Below are 19610 nucleotides of genomic sequence, written 5' to 3' on the forward strand. Positions count from 1 at the left end.
GCTTCGTAATATGAGGCGGCTTTTTTACTACCAGATGACGTGATGTATCACGCTTCCGCCTTTTTAAAGATGGAAATACGGTCGTCAAATTGCGATACCGAGAATTGACCGTCATGCCATCGATCAAACTGTTGTTGAACGACGAAACCATTACTTGTCAACATCGTATTAAAATTTTCCAATATCAGACTACTTCGAAAGCCTCCGTGCGTACCACCTGAAGCACCATGATGAATGATAGCCAATCCATTCGTTGTGAGAACTCTATTAAACTCGCTCAGATAACCGTCAATATCAGCGGGCGCGATATGAACGAATACATCAAAAGCCCAGATGTAATCAACAGATGAATCCTTCAGAAAAGACAAATTGTTGCCTTGGGTTCGATGAAAGCGACAGTGTGGATATTGTGTTAATTTGTTTTTACAATAGTTCAATGCACTTTCGCTGATGTCTACCAATATCAATTCCTTGGAGATCGACGCAAGCGTTGTAGACCACTTCGCACCTCCCGGACCAATTTCTAGAATGCACTTTCCAGCGCTAAAATTAGCCAGGAGTATATCATCCTTAATTGACTTTTCCCAGGCAGGGGAATCACTCCACTCTTTACCTTCTTTCGACCAGTCATATCCATCCCACTCCTTTCGATTGTAATACATAGTATTAAATCCCGCGAGCTGATATTTGGCCTCTAATGCAAATCGCTTTCGCGCATATTTCGGTGCAGAAGTTAGTCGTTCAAGCATGTAGAGAAACATCCATCGTGTTCCGTTATCCCGCCACAACGACACAAGCATTCGAAATTTAGACATGCAGATTAGATTCTTTCCACGCCTAATCCAGGCTTATCAGAGCAATACATATAGCCATCTTTCAGTACAAATCCACCTTTCACGATATCCTTACCAAGATCAAAGGAACCGTCAAGATCGATATACTTCGTATTCGCGCAAGCGTAGGCCGCATGTAACGCAGCGGTTATGCTCACGATACTTTCGTCGTTACATCCCCAGAAAAGGTCGATGTCTTCGTGCTGTGCGATGTCCGCAATTTTAAGTGCTTGACTAATACCTCCGCATTTCATCAACTTGATATTATAGATACCGGCTGCGCGCGGTGGTTTAATTAACTCAATCGCGTCAGCTGGCGTGAGTAAAGATTCATCTGCCGCAATAACGTTCCTCACTTCTTTTGGCAAGCTCTTCATTTCAGCAATGTCATGTGCCGGGAGTGGTTGCTCGAACAATTCAATATTCAAGTCATATACACGACCATACAATTCGATAGTTTGATGCACATTATATCCCTGGTTCACGTCCACGCGAATAACAATGCCATTGCCAAATTTCTCACGCAACTTCATCAAGCGCTCAACATCTTCATCGAGGTCCTTTCCAAGTTTAATCTTAATTACTTTGAAGCCGCGTTTGATGTATTCTTCTGCTTCCTTCAATGTTTCTTCAATCGACTTTATTCCTATAGTATTTGAAGTCGGCAATTTTTTAAACTTTTGTCCCAGATATTTCACCAATGGAATATCCAAGTATTTTGTAAAGGCATCGTGAAGCGCAATGTCTAATGCAGCACGTGCCGATGGATTCGCTGGGAATTTTTTCCAAATCTCGAAGGTCAATTGATTTAACTCGCGGATATCTCTTCCGATGAGAAACTCAAGATTTTTTTCTTTCAATGCTGCAAGACATTGGTTGATATCTTCGCCTACGACATACTCGCTTGGATTGCCGGCGCCGATGCCTGTTGTTCCGTTGTCCAACGTTATCTCTACGAAAGCATTGCGAACTTCATCGATCGTCTTGAAAGCGATGGTATATGGTTTTGTGTTTCCCAGGTCGGCGCTCCATACCTGTATATCCTTAATTTTTGCCATATGAATATTATTGACGCGTTATTTCTTTTTGTTTATCAAGTCTTCAAAAACAGGAATCAGCCGATCCAATCCATCTTCTAATGGAAGTACGACGGGTATGCCGAGTGTTTGTTCATAGTCTTCGGCGGCTGCGCGTGCTTCGACGGTAGTCATTTTCGCGGTGTTCAATGTAACCGCCACGGTGTCGGCACCATACATTTTAATAAGCGCAATTTCGTCTTTCGGATTAGCAATATAGGCTGGATAAAATTCCATGTCTTTGTATTGCTTGCGCTGCGGGTGATGTTGAAGAACAACAGCATCGGCATTAGCGGATACGATCCATTCGGCACCCGCCGGACCACTCGGATTACGGAGTGACGATTGCCCTTCAATGAAAATAATATCAGGTTTTTCATTTTCGTAGCAAGAAACAACGGCATGCTCCATCTCACCCGAGATAAAATCATTGAGTGTTGAGTCGAACACAAAACCGTATTTAGCACCTTGCATCCATCCGGTTTGCCCTGTGTAAATCATCTCTGCCTTGTATCCAGCATTACGCATCGTCTCGACAAGGAAACGTGTTGTTGTTCTTTTTCCAAGCGCACAATCGGTACCGAGTACGGCCACCTTCGGGCATTTCACCTTCGCTATACTTCCGCTCCAGAAATGCAGATCCTTAAACTTCTTAGGTTTCCTCACGTCAATCACTTCGAGACCTTTCTCGCGCGCAAGATTAGCAAGCTCCGGTATGTCGGCAATGTATTCGTGCAAGCCATTTACAAGATTAAATCTATGTTCAAGCGCATCGCTCAATTCAGCGCGAAGAGATGGCGGGATAACACCACCTTTTGTTGCAACACCCACAATGCAGTAAGTTGCTTCTACTGAAGATTGACGAAAGGCTTGAATCGTGTCGAAGACAGGAATATTTCTGTGCTTCCCGTCAAGTACAAAACCTGCATCTTTTCCACTGCTCTTCGCGTCGATCACGCCGATGATTTCAAATCGATCAGAACCTCTGATGAGACCATGTGCTGTTTTCGCGCTGTTCGTGTCGAGATACCCGCCGGTGATTAGAATTGCTTTTGGCTTAGACATTGCTACGTGTAGAAGGGCGAAAATTTCGAATAATAAAGTGAGTTTTTCAAATTAGCGTTGCGTTAAAATCGCTTTCTTTTGAAAGCCATGCATTTAAAATTCAGTAAATTTGATATAAACCAGATGTTATGAAACTGCTCATGGTAATGATGTTCTGTGTATTCGCGGTTGGCGTATCGGCGCAGTCTATTGTGGGGAAATGGCAACTCGTAAAACAAACGACTTGTGTAGAGGATCAAATCGACATGCCCGACACAGAAGCCGCAGACATGGTTGACGAAATGCATAATATGTCGGGTACTACGCCGCAAGTTCTGAACCTGAAAGAAAATAATGTTGCCGAAGAAAGCACAAGAATTATCAATCGAAGGAAAACGTATAATTCAAAAAGCTTCCTTTATAAATACACTGGCGATGCGATCTATTTCCTCGACAAACGGTCGCGGACAATTATTGAAGGTTTCACCGTAGAACAAATTTCCGCCGATTCCCTAATCATCACCAATAGCGCACGCGTATGCGAAACCAGAGTGTTTGTGCGGATTAAATAATCGATTGGAATCATTTTCTTCCGTTCGGGTTGTGTTTTGTATTTTTGCACCATGGTAGATACGTCTTCAAAACGCGACATCCGAAAATTAAAACTCGACGAACTAAAGGAGTATTTTGGTCAAATTGGCGAGAAACCATTTCGCGCACAGCAAGTGTATGAATGGTTATGGAATAAGTCCGCGAAGACGTTCGATCAAATGACCAATCTTTCTGTTGGCCTACGTGAGAAATTGAAAGAACATTTTGTCATTAACCACATCAAGGTTGACAAAATGCAGCGTAGTGAAGATGGTACAATCAAAAATGCCGTAATGCTGCACGATGGACTGATTGTTGAATCGGTTCTTATCCCAACAGAAAAAAGAATTACAGCGTGTGTATCGTCGCAGGTAGGCTGCAGTCTGGCTTGTGCATTCTGTGCTACGGCAAAACTGAAGCGTCAGCGGAACTTGTCGGCAGATGAAATCTACGACCAAGTGGTGGCCATCAAAGAGCAGGCAGAAATGTTCTTCGGTCGACCGCTAACGAACATTGTGTTCATGGGCATGGGCGAGCCGTTGTTGAACTACGCTAACGTCACTACGGCAATCGAAAAGATCACGTCTCAGAAAGGCCTGGGGCTGGCGACCAAACGCATCACCCTGTCGACCGTAGGCATCACGAAGATGATCATGAAGATGGCAGATGACGGCGTGAGGTTCAACCTTGCTGTTTCCCTTCACTCGGCAGTCGACAAGACACGTTCGGCGATTATGCCTATCAACGACTCTAATTCACTAGACGAACTTGCGGACGCACTTCGCTATTGGTATCAGAAGACAAAACGGAAAGTCACCTACGAGTACGTTGTATGGAAGGGTATCAATGATACGGAGGAGCATGCGAAGGCGCTTCTTAAATTCGCGAAAGTAATTCCATCGAAAGTTAATCTGATCGAATACAACCCGATCGACGACGGTGAATTTCAACAGGCGTCGGAAGCATCGCTCAACATGTACATGCATCTTTTAGAAAGCAACGGTATCACTACACGAATCAGAAAGAGTCGCGGTAAAGACATTGATGCCGCATGTGGACAGCTTGCAAATAAGGGGTAGTTATTATTTTTTGCTTGCGTGAAAGAGTTTTTCCTTTTCGTCTTTGGTTAAACTCTCGTAGCCACCAGCAGAGATTTTATCAAGGATTGCATCCAATTCTTCTTGCGATACATTTGAACCTTTCGCCGCTTTCGTTCCTCTTGATCCAGCGTCCTGATTGCGGTAGGTAACTTTCACTTTCATCCGAGGTTTGAAAAGGTTTCTAAACCAATCAAGAGTAACAGTAATCCATTGGCCCCAATTGTTTCCAGATTGAAGCTGTTTGATGTAGATGAATCCAATTAGCGCACCTCCTAAGTGAGCGATGTTACCCCCTGCATTTGTTCCAATTGTTCCAAGAAAAGAAATAAACACTACCACTGCCGCGATGTATTTAATTCGCACCGGGCCGATAAAGAACATAAAGAAGGTATAATCAGGAAGAAGCGTGGCCGCAGCAACAACAATGGCATTGATCGCACCGGAAGCACCCACCATTTGAATACCCATTCCGAAGTCGCCATATTTTTGTACAGAAGCCATTTTTGCCGCTACGGCATCGGCAACATAAAAAGGGATCGTGTTATAGGCAAGCAAATAAAACAGTCCGCCGAATAAAGCTCCGAGTACATATACCGCGATGAGTTTGTCACTTCCTAAGTACTCTACAAATAGACGCCCAAACCAATAGAGCGTAAGCATATTGAAGAGAATATGCAAAATACCGGAGAGGTCGTGGACAAATGCATAAGTCAAGATAGTCCAAGGGCGCGTGATGAAATCACCGATGACAGCCGGAATAGCAAGATAGTTATGGAACGCACGAAAATATTCCTCTAGTCCGCTCATGGTCATAAGAACCGAAGGAATAGCTAACGCGAGAAACACGACAATATTGATGATGATCAACTGAACGTGCGCGTTGTTGTATCGACTAAATGCGTCTTTAAAATCGTTAAGCATATTCTAATGATAACCTCTACTTCTATCTTGATTGCGCCACACTGTGATCATGATAAACGCAAATATAACGCCTCCCAAATGCGCGTAGTGCGCTACATTTTGAGGGCCAAACAAAAACGTCATACCACCAAGCAAAAAGACTAAATATTTCGCTTTGATGGGAATTGGAGGAAAGAACAACCTCACTTCCATTTCGGGGTACATCATACCAAATCCAGTAAGAATACCATAAATAGCGCCAGACGCTCCCACCAAAATTCCGAATGAAGCGGATGGAAAGAACATACTGATGAAGATATTAAATATCGCGGCACCAATACCGGTAACAAGATAAAATAATGTGAAACGCTTTTGCCCCAGCGTGCTTTCCAAAATCGGACCAATGGAAATCAGACCGAACATATTGAAAAGGATATGCATAAAGTCACCATGCAGAAACATATAGGTGAACAATTGAAATGGCTTAAAACATTCGGTGTTGAGTCCATACATCGCCAAGTTTCCAGTAACAATGCCCATTTGACCTCCCGGCGTTCCTTCTGGCGCATCATAACAATAAGAGAAGTCACCTATTGGCGCGATTTGTTGCGCAATGAAAGCTATGATATTAATGATTAAAATGGCCTTAACAACCGGTGTAAGTCTGATCATATGCGTTGATTTCTACTATAGTCTATCGGAAGTATGTTTCTATTTTACCCAATTCAAAAATAAAAAATGTCGGTTTTCCGTCAGGGGAATAATTTGGCGTATGACAGGCAAATAGGTTGTCAATTAAACTGCTCATTTCATCCTTCGAGAGTCGTTGTCCAATCTTGATGCCTGCACGTCTGGCCAGCGATCGCGCCAAATTTTCAGGAATCGGTAGCGATAACTCCGATTGATTGACTTTAAACTGTTCTATTAACCCCTCAAACAATTCTTTTTCGCGGCGTGCACCAAGATTTGCTGGCATACCGTTGATCAACAATGTATTCTTCCCGAAAATTTCGAATCTAAATCCAAGCGCTTCTATCTCCTGCTGCATCTCTAGCACTAAGGCAAAGTCGGCAGCTGAAAAACTAACCGGCTGCGGAAACAAGCTCTGTTGACTCTGGATACTCTTATGCTTGAACTGCTGCAGGAATTTTTCAAAAAGAATACGCTCGTGCGCAGATTGCTGATCGACCATCATCATGCCCGAACGAACTTCCTTGACGATATATCGTCCATGAAGTTGAAAGAGAACCTTCTCCACAGCAGCAGGTTCGTCTTGTTTATTCATATCACTTTCGAAACGAAGTGTATGAAGTTCTTGCGAAGACGTTTCTGCAGGTCGCGGCTTTAACGATTCATGTCCTTCGAAAAGTTTCTCCCAATCGTCGGTGTTCTTTTTACTATGAAGTGCCGTGCTAAATCGTTCATCAAAATAAACTTCCTTCGGATGCGCGATGCTGTTGAGTTTGGAGATGATGTTCACGTCGGCGTTAAAGTCCAACGCAGGTGTGAGGTTATGCGATCCAATAGCTTGTCGTGCAGCGGACCTCACAACGGCATAAACAGCGCGCTCGTCATCGAATTTAATTTCTGTTTTGGTGGGGTGAACATTGACGTCGATATGTTTGGGATCGATATCGATGAACAGCACATAAAACGGAAAACTATTTTCAGGCAGTAATCCTTCATAAGCGCTCATGATGGCATGATGAAGGTAGTTGCTGCGAATGAAACGTTTGTTTACAAATAAGAATTGTTCGCCTCTTGTTTTGCGCGCGAAATCAGGTTTACCAACATAGCCGGTAACTTTGATCATATTGGTTTCTTCCTGGCAAGCTGCGAGCTGTTCCTGATAAGCTTTACCAAAAAGATTAATGATTCGTTGACTTAATTTTCCTTCGGGCAGATCGTAAACAAGTTCATCGCCCTGCACCATAGAAAAAGACAAATCGGGATGCGCCAGACTTAATCGTTGAAATTCATCGATGATATGTTTAAGCTCAACGGGATTTGATTTCAAGAAATTGCGTCGTGCGGGAATATTAAAGAATAAATTCTTCACACTAATGCTGGTACCTTTATCGCAGGCAACTGGCTCTTGGCGTTTTATATCGGAACCTTCTACCACAATGCAGGTACCCAGTTCGTCGCTTTCTTTTCGCGTGCGCAGTTCCATTTGTGCTACCGCTGCAATGGAAGCGAGTGCTTCACCGCGAAACCCCATCGTGTAGAGTTCAAAAAGATCTTCAGCTTTTCTGATTTTGGAAGTGGCATGGCGCTCAAGACTCATACGCGCATCGGTGGGTGACATCCCCATACCATCGTCGATCACTTGCAGAAGCGTTTTACCGGCATCTTTCACAATCAGCCTAATATTTTTTCCGCCCGCATCGATCGAATTTTCCATAAGCTCCTTTACGGCAGACGCGGGCCTTTGAACAACCTCACCGGCGGCAATCTGATTGGCTATCGAATCTGGTAAAAGCTGAATGATGTCGGACATTATTCGAAAATAGACGATTTCACTACCTACAAAGTTGCAAATTAAATACGTAATCGTTTCATTTTATTTAACGGATCGTGTAAATCCTGTATGATCACAAGAAGTTTCCATTCGGCATCTTTTTTTAGGCATTTCCATCGTTATAACGGTATTAATATTCAAGACAAGATTGATAACTTGCTTCACTTTTTAATCATAATCATTCAGGCACGATGAGGAAATTTTTAGGATGCTTGGTGTTAACGGTGAGTATTGCCCAGGTTGCATGGGCGCAAGCCGAGAAAGACCGATGGGTCGACAGTGTTCTCGCTACGATGAACATGTCCGACAAAATTGGGCAACTCATGATGATTCGCATCGATGACAAGCCTGCTAGTTTAGAATTTGCAACCGCTCGCATCAAGAATAATAAAGTTGGCGGAATTTATTTCACAGCCGGTCACCCTGTGGCCATCACAGAAGCCGTGAATAAACTACAAGAAATCTCCGATGTACCACTCTTCATTGGGGTAGACACACGCTTTGGACTTGTACTCGACAGTACCATTCACTATCCTACCCCAACTGCGCTAGGTGCAATACGAAACGATTCGATGCTCCATGCGCTGGGAGAAGATATTGGTAGACAGGTTAAAATCATTGGTGGCAATCTCGTGTTTTCGCCTATTGCAAATGTGCTGCAAGCAGGTGATTCAGCAAGCATCATCTCGTTTGGTGAAAATAGATTTCGCGTCAGTCATAAAGCAAATGCATTTTTTAACGGACTAAACAAACGACGTGTTATTGTTTGCGCTACCGATTTTCCCATTCAGTCGGTGAACATACAAGACATCGCGCGGGGTGGAATTCCGCAATCGCGTTTTCGCATCGACACGTTACAAACTTTTGCATTCAAAAAACTTTTTGAACGCAATGTTGATGGCGTCATGATCAATCCACATGAAATGCCGCTGTTCTATTCCAATGTTTCGCTCGCGAAGAAAAATCGATTTACGTCGAAAGCAATCACGTCGGTGTTGTCTGGCGATTGGTTGAAGAATGATCAGAACTTTAAAGGACTAGTCTTCTCGAACGTACCTGAACAATCGAACTTCGGACCGAAAGCAAAGGAAGGCGAAGCCGAAATGTTTGCTTTTGTTGGCCATAACGACATCCTTATTACTTCCGAAGATGTTAGTCCGGGCATTCGCCGTATCCGCAAACTGATTCGCAAAGAAGAGGTATACGAAAAGCAACTCGATGAGTCTGTCCGAAAAATTCTGTCCGCAAAATTTGATGCAGGCCTTACGGAAAAGCAGCCCGTAGCGACACATGATATTTTAGCGCGTCTTAATCAACCGGGTTTAGATCTCAACGAAGACCTTTATCAAGCGTCTATCACGGTAGCACGCGATATCGCAAAAACACTACCCATTCAACAGCTCGATAATCGGCGATTCGCCTACATCAGCCTCGGTGAAAATTCAAGCAGCAGGATTTTCTTCGACTATCTTTCGAAATATGTTCACGTTTCAAAGTTTGTATTGGGAGAAAAAACTGAAATCAATGCGCTGGCCGCATCAGTAAAAGAGCACGAAGTGATTTTCGTGAGTGTGTTTCCAGAAACTAACGACGTACTGATTGAACGCTTAAAGAGACTTGTTGCTTTGGTATCACCTGATCATCGACTGGTGTTATGCGACTTCGGTAACGCGTCGATGATGCGTGCTGCTGATTTTTTTCCAACGATCATTACAGCATACCACAACAGCGATGAAATGGCGAAGGTTGTTCCTGAGATCATTTTCGGAGCGTTAAAAGCTGACGGCATCCTACCGTACACGGCTTCGAAAGAAGTTGCTGAGGGAAATGGAATTGAAACAAAAGTGTTGAAGCGCCTGAGCTACTCCATTCCTGAAGATGCAGGTATGGATTCGAAAATGCTTTCAAAGATCGACAAAATTGCTTTGGAAGCTGTTCGAAGTGGAGCAACACCGGGATGTCAAGTTTTGGTTGCGCGAAAAGGAAAAGTCGTTTACGAAAAATCTTTCGGCTACTTGCGTTACGACAGTGCAACGAGCGTTTCTTCCGAAACCATTTATGATTTGGCTTCGCTCACCAAAGTATCGGCGACGTTACAGGCTGTGATGTTTATGCAGGAGAAGGGATTGATTGATGTCAATAAAAAGCTTTCTTACTATTTGCCAGAGCTGAAGAAAACAAATAAAAAAGATCTCACATTGGTAGACCTGCTCACCCACCAAGGAGGGCTTGTGCCTTTCATTCCATTGTGGAATCAAACCGTTAAAGACACGAGCTATCTTCCATTATTTTATAGTCGCGCGAAAAGTACGGAGTATCCATTGCAGGTAGCGCCTAATCTTTTCGCATCTCCCACGATACGCGACTCTGTGTGGACGTGGATCATTCATTCAAAAATGGCAGAGAAACCACCGCGCACGCCATACTCTTATAAGTACAGCGATCTCGGTTTTATGATGATGCAATTTTTGTCAGAGCGATTGTTAAATCAGCCGATGGATGAATTTCTACGACAGAATTTTTATGAACCATTGGGCGCGTATACTATGGGTTACACGCCGCTTTTGCAATTTCCAGCGCAAACCATTGCTCCAACAGAAGACGATAAGATTTACCGCAAAACGTTGGTACTGGGAACGGTTCATGATGAGCGCGCAGCGATGATGGGAGGAATTGCCGGGCATGCGGGGCTCTTCAGCAACGCCAGTGACTTGGCTAAGCTGGGCCAAATGCTCTTGCAAGAAGGATATTATGGTGGGGTTCGCTATTACAAACCCGAAACGGTAAGGCTATTCACCCACAAACAATTTGAAAAAAGTAGACGCGGCTTGGGCTGGGATAAACCGATTCAGAGCGATGTTTCTAGTCCTACGTCGATGTATGCCTCCACCAGAACATTTGGTCATACGGGCTTTACGGGAACGTGTTTATGGGTTGATCCAGAATTTGAATTGGTATACATTTTCCTTTCCAATCGCGTTTATCCCGATCGGAGTAACAAGCTTGTCAACAATAATATCCGCTCACGTATTCAGGATGTTGTTTACCAATCGATCTTTAAATATTGTGCTTATTCCCCTTAATTTTAATCCCCATAAGAACTTCCGGGAGCGTTAATCGGTTTAACCGTAAAATATATTCTTGTGGAACAAATCAAAATTGGAATTGTGTGTTACCCGACCTTCGGTGGTAGCGGGGTCGTTGCAACCGAGTTAGGCAAAGCATTGGCTAAAGAAGGGCATAAAGTGCACTTCATTACTTATTCCCAGCCGAGTCGATTGGATTTCTTGAATGAAAATCTCTTTTATCATGAAGTTGATTTCCATTCGTATCCCCTTTTTGAATTCCCCCCCTACGAACTTGCCCTTGCCAGCAAGATGGTAAGCGTTGTAAAAAACGAGAAGCTAGATTTACTCCACGTACACTACGCCATTCCACATGCTTCAGCAGCCTACATGGCCAAGCAGATTTTGAAATCACAAGGTATTACAATCCCTGTCGTTACTACCCTTCACGGTACAGATATCACCTTGGTCGGAAAAGATCCTTCGTATGAACCTGTTGTTACATTCAGTATTAATGAATCTGACGGTGTTACCGCTGTATCGCACGACCTGAAGAAAGAGACTTTCCAACACTTTAACATCACCAATGAAGTTGAGGTGATTCCAAACTTCATCGATCTTGAAAAATTCAAGAAGCAAAAGAAAGATCACTTCAAGAAAGCGATTTGTCCTAACGGCGAAGTATTGATTGTGCACACATCAAACTTCCGTCCAGTAAAACGGATTCCGGATGTGATAAATGTGTTCGCCAATATCCGAAAAGAAATCCCCGCTAAATTATTGATGATTGGTGACGGTCCTGAGCGTTCGCCGGCTGAAAAAATGTGTCGGGAGTTAGGGATCTGCGACGACATTCGTTTCTTAGGAAAATTGGAAGCTGTTGAGGAAGTGTTATCGGTGGCAGATCTTTTTATAATGCCTTCAGAGAAGGAAAGCTTTGGACTGGCGGCGCTTGAGGCGATGGCATGTGAAGTTCCTGTGATTTCTACCAATACAGGGGGACTTCCTGAGTTAAATGTCCAAGGGGTTACCGGATTTCTCAGCAATATTGGCGATATCGAGGATATGACGCGAAACGCACTGTTTATATTGGACAAAGACAACCTTTCGGGATTTAAACAGAACGCATTAAGTAGAGCACAAGAGTTCGACATATCTCGGATCTTGCCCGTTTATGAAGCTTATTATCAGAAAATAATGGAAAGAATTGAAGCCAAAGCATCGGTTTAGACGTAAACACTTGCATAGACTTCAATTTGGTTTTTATTTCGAATTCAAACCCTCGCTATGAACGACGACGTTATACCAAAAAACAAAGGCACAAAACAACTCTTTAAAAATCCGGTACTTGAAAAACTCACGCGCACTCATATTTCGGTACCGCTTATAATCTTTTTTCTATACGCGTCAGCACTGTTGTATTGGAGTATTACCCATACGTCTCTTACACCGTGGACAACGATTGGCATGTTTGCCATTGGATTTGTGTCGTTCACTTGGGTTGAATACAATATGCATCGCTATGTTTTTCACATGAAGACTTATACGGCGTTACGCGCGAAGTTACAGTATACGATCCACGGCGTGCATCACGAATTTCCTAAGGACAAAGACAGACTCGCGATGCCGCCAGTGCTTAGTGTAACCATCGCGACGGTTCTACTGTTATTATTCCGCGTGATCTTGGGCGACTTCGTATTCTCTTTTCTTCCAGGTTTTTTGGTGGGCTATGCTTACTACCTTGCCGTTCATTACATGGTGCATGCATTTCAGCCACCGAAGAATTTGTTTAAAAGTTTATGGGTGAACCATAGTATGCATCACTATCGTGACGGAGAATCGATCTTTGGTGTTTCTTCGCCGCTTTGGGATTACATCTATGGCACAATGAGTGACAAGAAACGAGCAGCGTAGCGTCAGCATCCGGTTTAAAACAAAACAGCCACCTTCTTTCGAAAGTGGCTGTTTTGTTTAGGTTAATGAGTTTCGTTTAAAAATCAGATGCGGCGACCTGCCTTGCTGATTTCCTTAATTTCTTTAGTGTCCTTCTTTGAATAGGTTGGACAAGTAGTGGTAAAGGCGCATGAACTCATGATCATACCAACTAAGATTAAAGCTGCTGCAGACTTTTTCATGTGTCTAATGGATTTATTTACGACAAAGCTACTTTTAGGACGATGAATGGATATTTAATTTATCTGCGCTTTCTTACATAGGTTCCCAAAGAATAGATAAATTAAGATTATCCCTGCGAAACAGAATTTTGGAATTCGTGGTTTAAGGGTAAATACTTAGGTAAAATGCTAGGCTATCGCTTCACAAAATATATTCCTCCGCCAGAACAGGCGAAAAGCGATTTTGAGAAATTACTCAAAATTTTCATGCAATTGGTGCTAATGACCTCCGGCGACGTAAGCGAAGCATTGCAGTGGCTTACGGAAGTGGATCGGCAATACGGCTTGACAAACGACAAGTATGGTATTGGTGATTTTATTGAGGATCTTAAAAAAAACGGCTACATCACCGATAAAGGTCCTAATGGTGAGTTTAAACTCAACGCAAAGAGCGAGCAAAACTTAAGAAGGTCAGCATTAGAGGAGATTTTTGGAAAGCTGAAGAAAAGCAAACAAGGGGAACATAATACCCAACAAAGCGGGCGTGGTGACGAACAAACCACCGAGCGCAGGGATTATCAGTTTGGGGATACTTTGGAACAAATTTCAATGACCGATTCCCTTAAAAATGCGCAAATCAATCACGGTGTCGATAATTTTCTGATGACCGAGGAAGATCTGGAAGTGATGGAAAGCGAGTTTAAAACGCAGACCTCAACTGTTCTCATGATCGACATCTCTCATTCGATGATTCTTTACGGCGAAGATCGCATCACGCCTGCTAAAAAAGTGGCGATGGCTCTGGCAGAGCTCATCACAAAAAAATATCCTAAAGACACATTAGATATTCTTGTGTTCGGTGATGACGCCTGGCAAATCGAAATTAAAGACCTCCCCTACCTGCAGGTTGGCCCTTACCATACCAACACCGTCGCTGGATTAGAACTCGCGATGGACATTTTACGCCGGCGGAAAAATTCTAATAAGCAGATCTTTATGATCACCGACGGCAAACCTACTTGCATTAAACAAGGTATCAAATATTACAAAAATGCATTTGGGCTAGATCCAAAAATTTTAAGCAAGACTTTAACGTTGGCTACACAACTTCGAAAAATAAAAATTCCTGTCACTACATTCATGATTGCTACAGATCCATATCTTAAATCATTTGTGCGTGACTTCACGAAAGCCAATAATGGTAACGCATACTACAGCAGTCTGCAAGGTCTGGGGAATTTAATCTTTGAAGACTTCCGCAAAAACAGAAGAAAAAACCTTTAAGTATAACCAGTACGTTGGTACTGAACTACAGCGCATGCAAAACAATATTACGACACTAGGCGAACTCAAACGATCAGGATACACATCCAGACCTATCAAAACTGAGCTTCGCGAAAACTTAATTCAAAAATTAAAAAGCAAAGAGAATGTATTTGCTGGTATTTGGGGATATGAAGAGACGGTTATTCCAGATATAGAACGTGCTATTCTCGCAGGTCACGACATCAATCTTTTAGGATTACGCGGTCAAGCGAAAACAAGAATCGCGAGGCTGATGGTAAATCTGCTAGACGAATATATTCCTGTGATCGCTGGATCAGAACTGAACGATGATCCTCTTGCACCACTCTCAAGATTTGGAAAGGATGTTGTTGCCGCGCAAGGCGACCTTACCCCTATTGCATGGCTTCATCGTGATGAACGTTATACCGAGAAGTTAGCAACACCCGATGTTTCGATCGCCGATCTTATCGGTGATGTAGATCCGATCAAGGCTGCGTCTTTAAAACTTCCATACTCAGATGAGCGCGTCATTCACTTTGGACTAATTCCGCGATCGAATCGTTGTATTTTTGTGATCAACGAATTACCCGACCTCCAAGCGCGCATACAGGTAGCGTTGTTTAACATACTACAAGAAGGTGATATTCAAATTCGCGGATTTAAACTCAGGCTTCCGCTAGATCTCCAATTTGTATTTACAGCTAATCCAGAAGATTACACCAATCGCGGTAGCATCGTAACGCCATTGAAAGATCGGATCGACAGTCAAATTATTACACACTATCCAAAAACGTTGGATATCGGAAAACGCATCACACAACAAGAAGCAAGACTTCGCGACGAGCAACGGAAAAATATCGTTGTGAATGAAATCGCGAAAGACCTTGTTGAGCAAGTTGCTTTCGAAGCACGGAAGAGTGAATATGTCGACGCCAAAAGTGGTGTATCTGCACGTCTTACCATTTCGGCATTTGAAAACCTGGTTGCTGCTGCGGAAAGAAGAAGTTTGATCAATGGCGAGCGCAGTACAACAATAAGGGTTGTAGATTTCATCGGCGTTGTGCCTGCTATTACCGGTAAGGTAGAGCTCGTATACGAAGGTGAACAGGAAGGTCCTGGTATTGTAGCTCAAAACTTGATAGGAAAAGCGATTAGAACGCAGTTCCTGAATTACTTTCCTGACCCCGATAAATTCCGAAAGCAAAAAGAACAAAGTCCATATAAAAAAATCACCAACTGGTTTAGCGATGGTAACACCATTGACCTGCTCCACAACATGACAGGTACTGAATATGAAAAAACGTTGAAGGGTGTTCCGGGCTTGTCAGATCTTGTTGATGGACTTCACAAGGCCCAAGACACGGCAACAAAAACCTTTTTGATGGAATTTGCCCTTCACGGTTTAGCTGAACATAGTCAGATAAGCAAACACTACCTTACTTCAGGATTACAATTTAAAGATCTCCTGAGTAGTATGTTTACTTTGCCACGCCCAGGGCAAGACGAGGATGAAGATGATGAAGCGATGGGCGGAAAGTTTTAAGAACGATGCATAACCATTTTCATTTCCATTCAATTCATTTTTACAAAAAATGGCTTCATGCATTTTCGCAAACCACAAGAGTCAGCACCGTTCAATCCACAGCAAGTTCAACAACTTAAAAAACTTGTTTCGCAGGGTGAAAGCTTAACGTTGGAGTTTAAACGAAAAGCAGCGTTTCCGGAAAAAATTGTTCGTGAGATTATTGCATTGGCCAATACCAAGGGCGGCATTCTTTTAATCGGAATTGGCGATGATAAATCTATTCCTGGATTAAAGCATCCTGAAGATGATAGTCATGTACTACAAAAAGCGCTCAGGCAATGTCGTCCAGCAATTGTGCTTCATGAGACGTTCATTCCTATCGGCGATGCGCGAACAGTAATTCAATACGAGATTCCAGAAAGCCAAAAGAAGCCGCATTACTTCGTCGATCAAGAAAAACAATTCTCATACGTACGTGTCGACGACAAAAGCATTCAAGCGAGTCGCGAGATGCGTGAAATCACAAAACGTTCACAGCACAAAAAAGATATTCGATTTCACTATGGTGATCATGAACGTCTCTTGATGCAGTACCTCGATGAACATGCCAGCATAACACTCGAACGATTCAGGCAAATTAGTGGGTTAAAAAAATTCTATGCATCGAAGAAATTAGTGATCCTGGTATTGGCTGATGTTTTGAGAATTACACCGACGGAGCGCGGTGATGTGTATTCGTTGGCATTTAAAGCGAAGACCTAAGAAGGAGTGTTGAAGTGAACGGGGCTGTAAAGGTAACAAAAAGATTCTCACATTTTCGCATTGTTTGTTTCACAAGCTTTTACTTACATTTCAGATGTAAGCACATTTTCAAACTAAGTTTTTTGTGAAGCATGGCTAAAACCAAGAAGGAGAAAAAAATCTTTGTACTCGACACCTCTGTCATCATTTACGAGCACAACTCCATCCTTAACTTCGACGAGCATGATGTGGGCATTCCCATCACCGTATTAGAAGAGCTCGATAACTTCAAGAAAGGAAACGACACTAAAAACTTTGAAGCACGCGAATTCATTCGGTTGCTAGACAAATTGGCTAAAGGTCAGATGCTGCATCAGTGGAATCCCATCAACGGAAAAGGGAAAGGTGTGTTTAAGGTATTGATGGACACGCACAGCGCCGTCGATGCGAACAAGGTCTTCAATGAAGCAAAGGCCGACCATAGAATTCTCAATGCCGCGCTTCAACTTCAAAAAGAGGAGAAGGGGAAGAAGGTTATTCTCGTTTCAAAAGATGTGAACCTGCGCTTAAAAGCAAAAGCACTGGGCTTACAATCAGAAGATTACACAACGGGTAAAGTTCAAAATATATCTTCCTTGTATACGGGAAGTACCGTGATCGAGAATGTCGACGCGAACATGATCAACCTGTTGTATGAAAAAGGTTATTGTCCACCGGGCGATCTGTTAGGTAAATTAGAAGCGCAAAAAAATCATTACTACATCTTGAAGAGTGGTAAGAAGTCCGCGCTTGCCTATTACAATCCTTTCAATCAAATGATTGAACATGTGGAAAAGCGCGCTGTGTATGGTGTAAAACCCAGAAACGCTGAACAGACCTTTGCCATTCACGCAGCATTGAAACCAGAAATTAAACTGGTATCGATTCAGGGAGTTGCCGGAACTGGAAAAACACTTCTGGCATTGGCTGCCGCACTTGAACAAAAGCGTGAGTATAAGCAGATTTACCTTGCGCGTCCGATTGTTCCCCTTAGCAATAAAGACATTGGGTATCTGCCGGGCGATATCAAATCAAAAGTGAACCCTTACATGGAACCGCTTTGGGATAATCTAAAATTTATCCAGAACCAGTATAGCGAAACAGACAAAGAGTTTGCTAAAATCACCGAGATGGTGAGCCAAGAAAAATTGGTGATCACGCCATTAGCCTACATCCGCGGAAGAAGCTTGTCGAACATCTGCTTTATTGTTGATGAGGCACAAAACCTAACGCCTCACGAAGTAAAAACGATCATCACACGGGCCGGTGAAAATACCAAAATCATTTTCACGGGTGATGTTTACCAGATCGATACACCATACCTTGATTCACAAAGTAATGGATTATCAACTTTGATTGATCGTTTAAAAGACCACGAGCTATATGCGCACGTTACACTTGAAAAAGGTGAACGTTCGGAGTTGGCTAATTTGGCAAACGAACTTCTGTAGCGTGCAGTAAGGTTACTTGTCTTCTACGATCTCGATTTCTACACGCACGTTTTCCTGAGCGCGACTGTGGTGTTTATCATGGATTGGTTTCTTTCCACCCCACGCTTTTACTTGCATACGAGCAGGGTCAATGCCTTGCGCTACCATGTAATTACGAATAATCTCGGCGCGTTCTGAGGATAACTTTTTAGCGGAACCATAGCCTTCATTGGTATTGGTGAGCGAGAAAAAATGGTCGCTGTCTTTTCCTTTAGAAATAATCTTACCAGCAGCCCCACCGTTGGTATGACCGTGAATTCTGATCCGGTATTTGGGATTTTCATTCAACATTTCTAAAAGACTGTTCACTTCATAGCGTGATTCTGGACGCATTACTGCGGCGTCTTTGAAGAAGTATACATTATACATCACCGCGATGTCTCCTTTTTGTAGGCGAACGAGCTCAAATGGTACCACTACGTTGCCATTTTCATCCGTTTGAATATCATCCGCAACAGGTGCGTCATAGTTCACTTCCCGTTGTACTTTTCGATAACCAAAAACTTCACACGCGAGGGAAAGCGTTCCTGTTTTACTCGCCGGCGAAGGGATTCGCACTTGTGCGTTACCTTTGTACGACGCAATTTTTCGTGATCGCTCTGCGTCAATCGCATCGACATCTCCTTCAACAGGCTCGCTGTCTGTAGCACGATACAGTTTAAATAAGAAATTCTTTCCTTCTACACCGTCGTCTAAATTATTCTTCGCTTGCGTTGACGATTGATGTTCTTGCGCCGGTTGTTTTTCTGGTGTGGCCGCCGTTGTTGGCGATGATGTTGTTGCATTATCCGCTAATGTTTGTTTTGGCAATTGTTGCTGTGGATTTTCATTTGTTTCAGTCACATCAGGTTGTCCCGCCTTTTGTTCATTAGATGAAATCCGCTCCATCTTTTGCTCGGTCATGGGATTGATATCTTCGCCACGTTGATGATTGGGAGACACAACGTCGCCAAGATCGCCGCTGTAAACCCACGTATCTCTAAATTCGGATTCGTTCCGGAGTCGTTTAGCAATGGATATGGCTTGACTTTTATCTGCCGTACTCATCACATAGACGTAGTACAGATTTCTGTCTGTATTTAGCTCAAAACGCGCAGGCATATTGAGATCATTATGTGCATGCGAGACAAAACGGGTTGCGTTGTTGTGAATAGAGAATGCTCCAATTACAACATAGTTCGGATGCCCCAAAGCGTTGATTTGCGCTTGGGCGTTGGTAGGCTTCAAAGTATACAGCACTAAAAAAATACCTACCAGTGCAAAAAGTCTGATTGTCCTCATGAC

At 43.1% G+C, this 19610-nt stretch carries 16 protein-coding genes; 9 read left to right on the plus strand and 7 right to left on the minus strand.

What is annotated here, in order from left to right:
* Positions 1–47 precede the first annotated feature (47 nt).
* The 3 genes from DQQ10_RS19340 to DQQ10_RS19350 are packed head-to-tail and all read right to left on the minus strand — an operon-like array spanning position 48 to position 2974.
* Entirely contained in the window at positions 48–815 is a 768-nt protein-coding gene (locus DQQ10_RS19340; RefSeq protein WP_112748571.1) for a class I SAM-dependent methyltransferase, read from the minus strand.
* A gap of 5 nt (positions 816–820) precedes the next feature.
* A complete protein-coding gene (locus tag DQQ10_RS19345; RefSeq protein WP_112748572.1) occupies positions 821–1891 on the minus strand; it encodes a mandelate racemase/muconate lactonizing enzyme family protein in 1071 nt (356 codons plus the stop codon).
* Between the two features lie 18 nt (positions 1892–1909).
* A complete protein-coding gene (locus DQQ10_RS19350; protein WP_112748573.1) occupies positions 1910–2974 on the minus strand; it encodes a DUF1611 domain-containing protein in 1065 nt (354 codons plus the stop codon).
* Positions 2975–3102: 128 nt separating this feature from the next.
* Here DQQ10_RS19350 and DQQ10_RS19355 point away from each other — a divergent pair, with 128 nt between their 5' ends.
* Both DQQ10_RS19355 and rlmN read left to right on the plus strand, forming a co-directional pair.
* The gene (locus DQQ10_RS19355) at positions 3103–3525 is read left to right on the plus strand and encodes a hypothetical protein (RefSeq protein WP_112748574.1); all 423 of its coding nucleotides are present in this window, start codon (positions 3103–3105) and stop codon (positions 3523–3525) included.
* Positions 3526–3576: 51 nt separating this feature from the next.
* The gene (gene rlmN / locus DQQ10_RS19360; protein ID WP_112748575.1) at positions 3577–4623 is read left to right on the plus strand and encodes a 23S rRNA (adenine(2503)-C(2))-methyltransferase RlmN; all 1047 of its coding nucleotides are present in this window, start codon (positions 3577–3579) and stop codon (positions 4621–4623) included.
* A 3-nt stretch (positions 4624–4626) separates the two neighbouring features.
* On the opposite strand, the gene DQQ10_RS19365 is transcribed toward rlmN, so the two are convergent.
* From DQQ10_RS19365 to mutL, 3 genes are read right to left on the minus strand one after another with little or no spacing between them, the layout of a single operon-like run.
* The gene (locus tag DQQ10_RS19365; protein WP_112748576.1) at positions 4627–5565 is read right to left on the minus strand and encodes a rhomboid family intramembrane serine protease; all 939 of its coding nucleotides are present in this window, start codon (positions 5563–5565) and stop codon (positions 4627–4629) included.
* A 3-nt stretch (positions 5566–5568) separates the two neighbouring features.
* The gene (locus DQQ10_RS19370) at positions 5569–6216 is read right to left on the minus strand and encodes a rhomboid family intramembrane serine protease (protein WP_112748577.1); all 648 of its coding nucleotides are present in this window, start codon (positions 6214–6216) and stop codon (positions 5569–5571) included.
* A 22-nt stretch (positions 6217–6238) separates the two neighbouring features.
* A complete protein-coding gene (gene mutL / locus DQQ10_RS19375) occupies positions 6239–8044 on the minus strand; it encodes a DNA mismatch repair endonuclease MutL (RefSeq protein ID WP_112748578.1) in 1806 nt (601 codons plus the stop codon).
* 212 nt (positions 8045–8256) lie between these two features.
* Here mutL and DQQ10_RS19380 point away from each other — a divergent pair, with 212 nt between their 5' ends.
* The 7 genes from DQQ10_RS19380 to DQQ10_RS19410 all read left to right on the plus strand — a co-directional run bounded on the left by DQQ10_RS19380 (position 8257) and on the right by DQQ10_RS19410 (position 18287).
* A complete protein-coding gene (locus DQQ10_RS19380; RefSeq protein ID WP_112748579.1) occupies positions 8257–11148 on the plus strand; it encodes a serine hydrolase in 2892 nt (963 codons plus the stop codon).
* Positions 11149–11217: 69 nt separating this feature from the next.
* The gene (gene bshA, locus DQQ10_RS19385; RefSeq protein ID WP_112748661.1) at positions 11218–12360 is read left to right on the plus strand and encodes an N-acetyl-alpha-D-glucosaminyl L-malate synthase BshA; all 1143 of its coding nucleotides are present in this window, start codon (positions 11218–11220) and stop codon (positions 12358–12360) included.
* 57 nt (positions 12361–12417) lie between these two features.
* Positions 12418–13044, plus strand: coding sequence for a sterol desaturase family protein (locus tag DQQ10_RS19390; RefSeq protein ID WP_112748580.1), 627 nt, complete (start codon positions 12418–12420; stop codon positions 13042–13044).
* Positions 13045–13430: 386 nt separating this feature from the next.
* Positions 13431–14528 (plus strand): vWA domain-containing protein, encoded by a 1098-nt coding sequence (locus DQQ10_RS19395; RefSeq protein ID WP_112748581.1) that lies wholly within the window; start codon positions 13431–13433, stop codon positions 14526–14528.
* Between the two features lie 34 nt (positions 14529–14562).
* Positions 14563–16074, plus strand: coding sequence for a magnesium chelatase (locus DQQ10_RS19400; protein ID WP_112748662.1), 1512 nt, complete (start codon positions 14563–14565; stop codon positions 16072–16074).
* A 57-nt stretch (positions 16075–16131) separates the two neighbouring features.
* Complete coding sequence (locus DQQ10_RS19405) at positions 16132–16818, plus strand: AlbA family DNA-binding domain-containing protein (protein WP_112748582.1); 687 nt, start codon at positions 16132–16134, stop codon at positions 16816–16818.
* Positions 16819–16949: 131 nt separating this feature from the next.
* The gene (locus DQQ10_RS19410) at positions 16950–18287 is read left to right on the plus strand and encodes a PhoH family protein (protein WP_112748583.1); all 1338 of its coding nucleotides are present in this window, start codon (positions 16950–16952) and stop codon (positions 18285–18287) included.
* Between the two features lie 12 nt (positions 18288–18299).
* Here DQQ10_RS19410 and DQQ10_RS19415 read toward each other — a convergent pair whose 3' ends face one another.
* On the minus strand, positions 18300–19607 hold the full coding sequence (locus DQQ10_RS19415; protein WP_112748584.1) for an OmpA family protein: 1308 nt from the start codon (positions 19605–19607) through the stop codon (positions 18300–18302).
* Positions 19608–19610 lie beyond the last annotated feature (3 nt).

The organism is Pseudochryseolinea flava (assembly GCF_003286915.1).
In the GTDB taxonomy this organism is placed as follows: domain Bacteria; phylum Bacteroidota; class Bacteroidia; order Cytophagales; family Cyclobacteriaceae; genus Ohtaekwangia; species Ohtaekwangia flava.

Bases quoted from the DNA above. Each gene is read 5' to 3' on its own strand.
- DQQ10_RS19340 (WP_112748571.1), bottom strand. From the start codon at position 815: ATGTCTAAATTTCGAATGCTTGTGTCGTTGTGGCGGGATAACGGAACA.
- DQQ10_RS19345 (WP_112748572.1), bottom strand. From the start codon at position 1,891: ATGGCAAAAATTAAGGATATACAGGTATGGAGCGCCGACCTGGGAAAC.
- DQQ10_RS19350 (WP_112748573.1), bottom strand. From the start codon at position 2,974: ATGTCTAAGCCAAAAGCAATTCTAATCACCGGCGGGTATCTCGACACG.
- DQQ10_RS19355 (WP_112748574.1), top strand. From the start codon at position 3,103: ATGAAACTGCTCATGGTAATGATGTTCTGTGTATTCGCGGTTGGCGTA.
- rlmN (WP_112748575.1), top strand. From the start codon at position 3,577: ATGGTAGATACGTCTTCAAAACGCGACATCCGAAAATTAAAACTCGAC.
- DQQ10_RS19365 (WP_112748576.1), bottom strand. From the start codon at position 5,565: ATGCTTAACGATTTTAAAGACGCATTTAGTCGATACAACAACGCGCAC.
- DQQ10_RS19370 (WP_112748577.1), bottom strand. From the start codon at position 6,216: ATGATCAGACTTACACCGGTTGTTAAGGCCATTTTAATCATTAATATC.
- mutL (WP_112748578.1), bottom strand. From the start codon at position 8,044: ATGTCCGACATCATTCAGCTTTTACCAGATTCGATAGCCAATCAGATT.
- DQQ10_RS19380 (WP_112748579.1), top strand. From the start codon at position 8,257: ATGAGGAAATTTTTAGGATGCTTGGTGTTAACGGTGAGTATTGCCCAG.
- DQQ10_RS19390 (WP_112748580.1), top strand. From the start codon at position 12,418: ATGAACGACGACGTTATACCAAAAAACAAAGGCACAAAACAACTCTTT.
- DQQ10_RS19395 (WP_112748581.1), top strand. From the start codon at position 13,431: ATGCTAGGCTATCGCTTCACAAAATATATTCCTCCGCCAGAACAGGCG.
- DQQ10_RS19400 (WP_112748662.1), top strand. From the start codon at position 14,563: ATGCAAAACAATATTACGACACTAGGCGAACTCAAACGATCAGGATAC.
- DQQ10_RS19405 (WP_112748582.1), top strand. From the start codon at position 16,132: ATGCATTTTCGCAAACCACAAGAGTCAGCACCGTTCAATCCACAGCAA.
- DQQ10_RS19410 (WP_112748583.1), top strand. From the start codon at position 16,950: ATGGCTAAAACCAAGAAGGAGAAAAAAATCTTTGTACTCGACACCTCT.
- DQQ10_RS19415 (WP_112748584.1), bottom strand. From the start codon at position 19,607: ATGAGGACAATCAGACTTTTTGCACTGGTAGGTATTTTTTTAGTGCTG.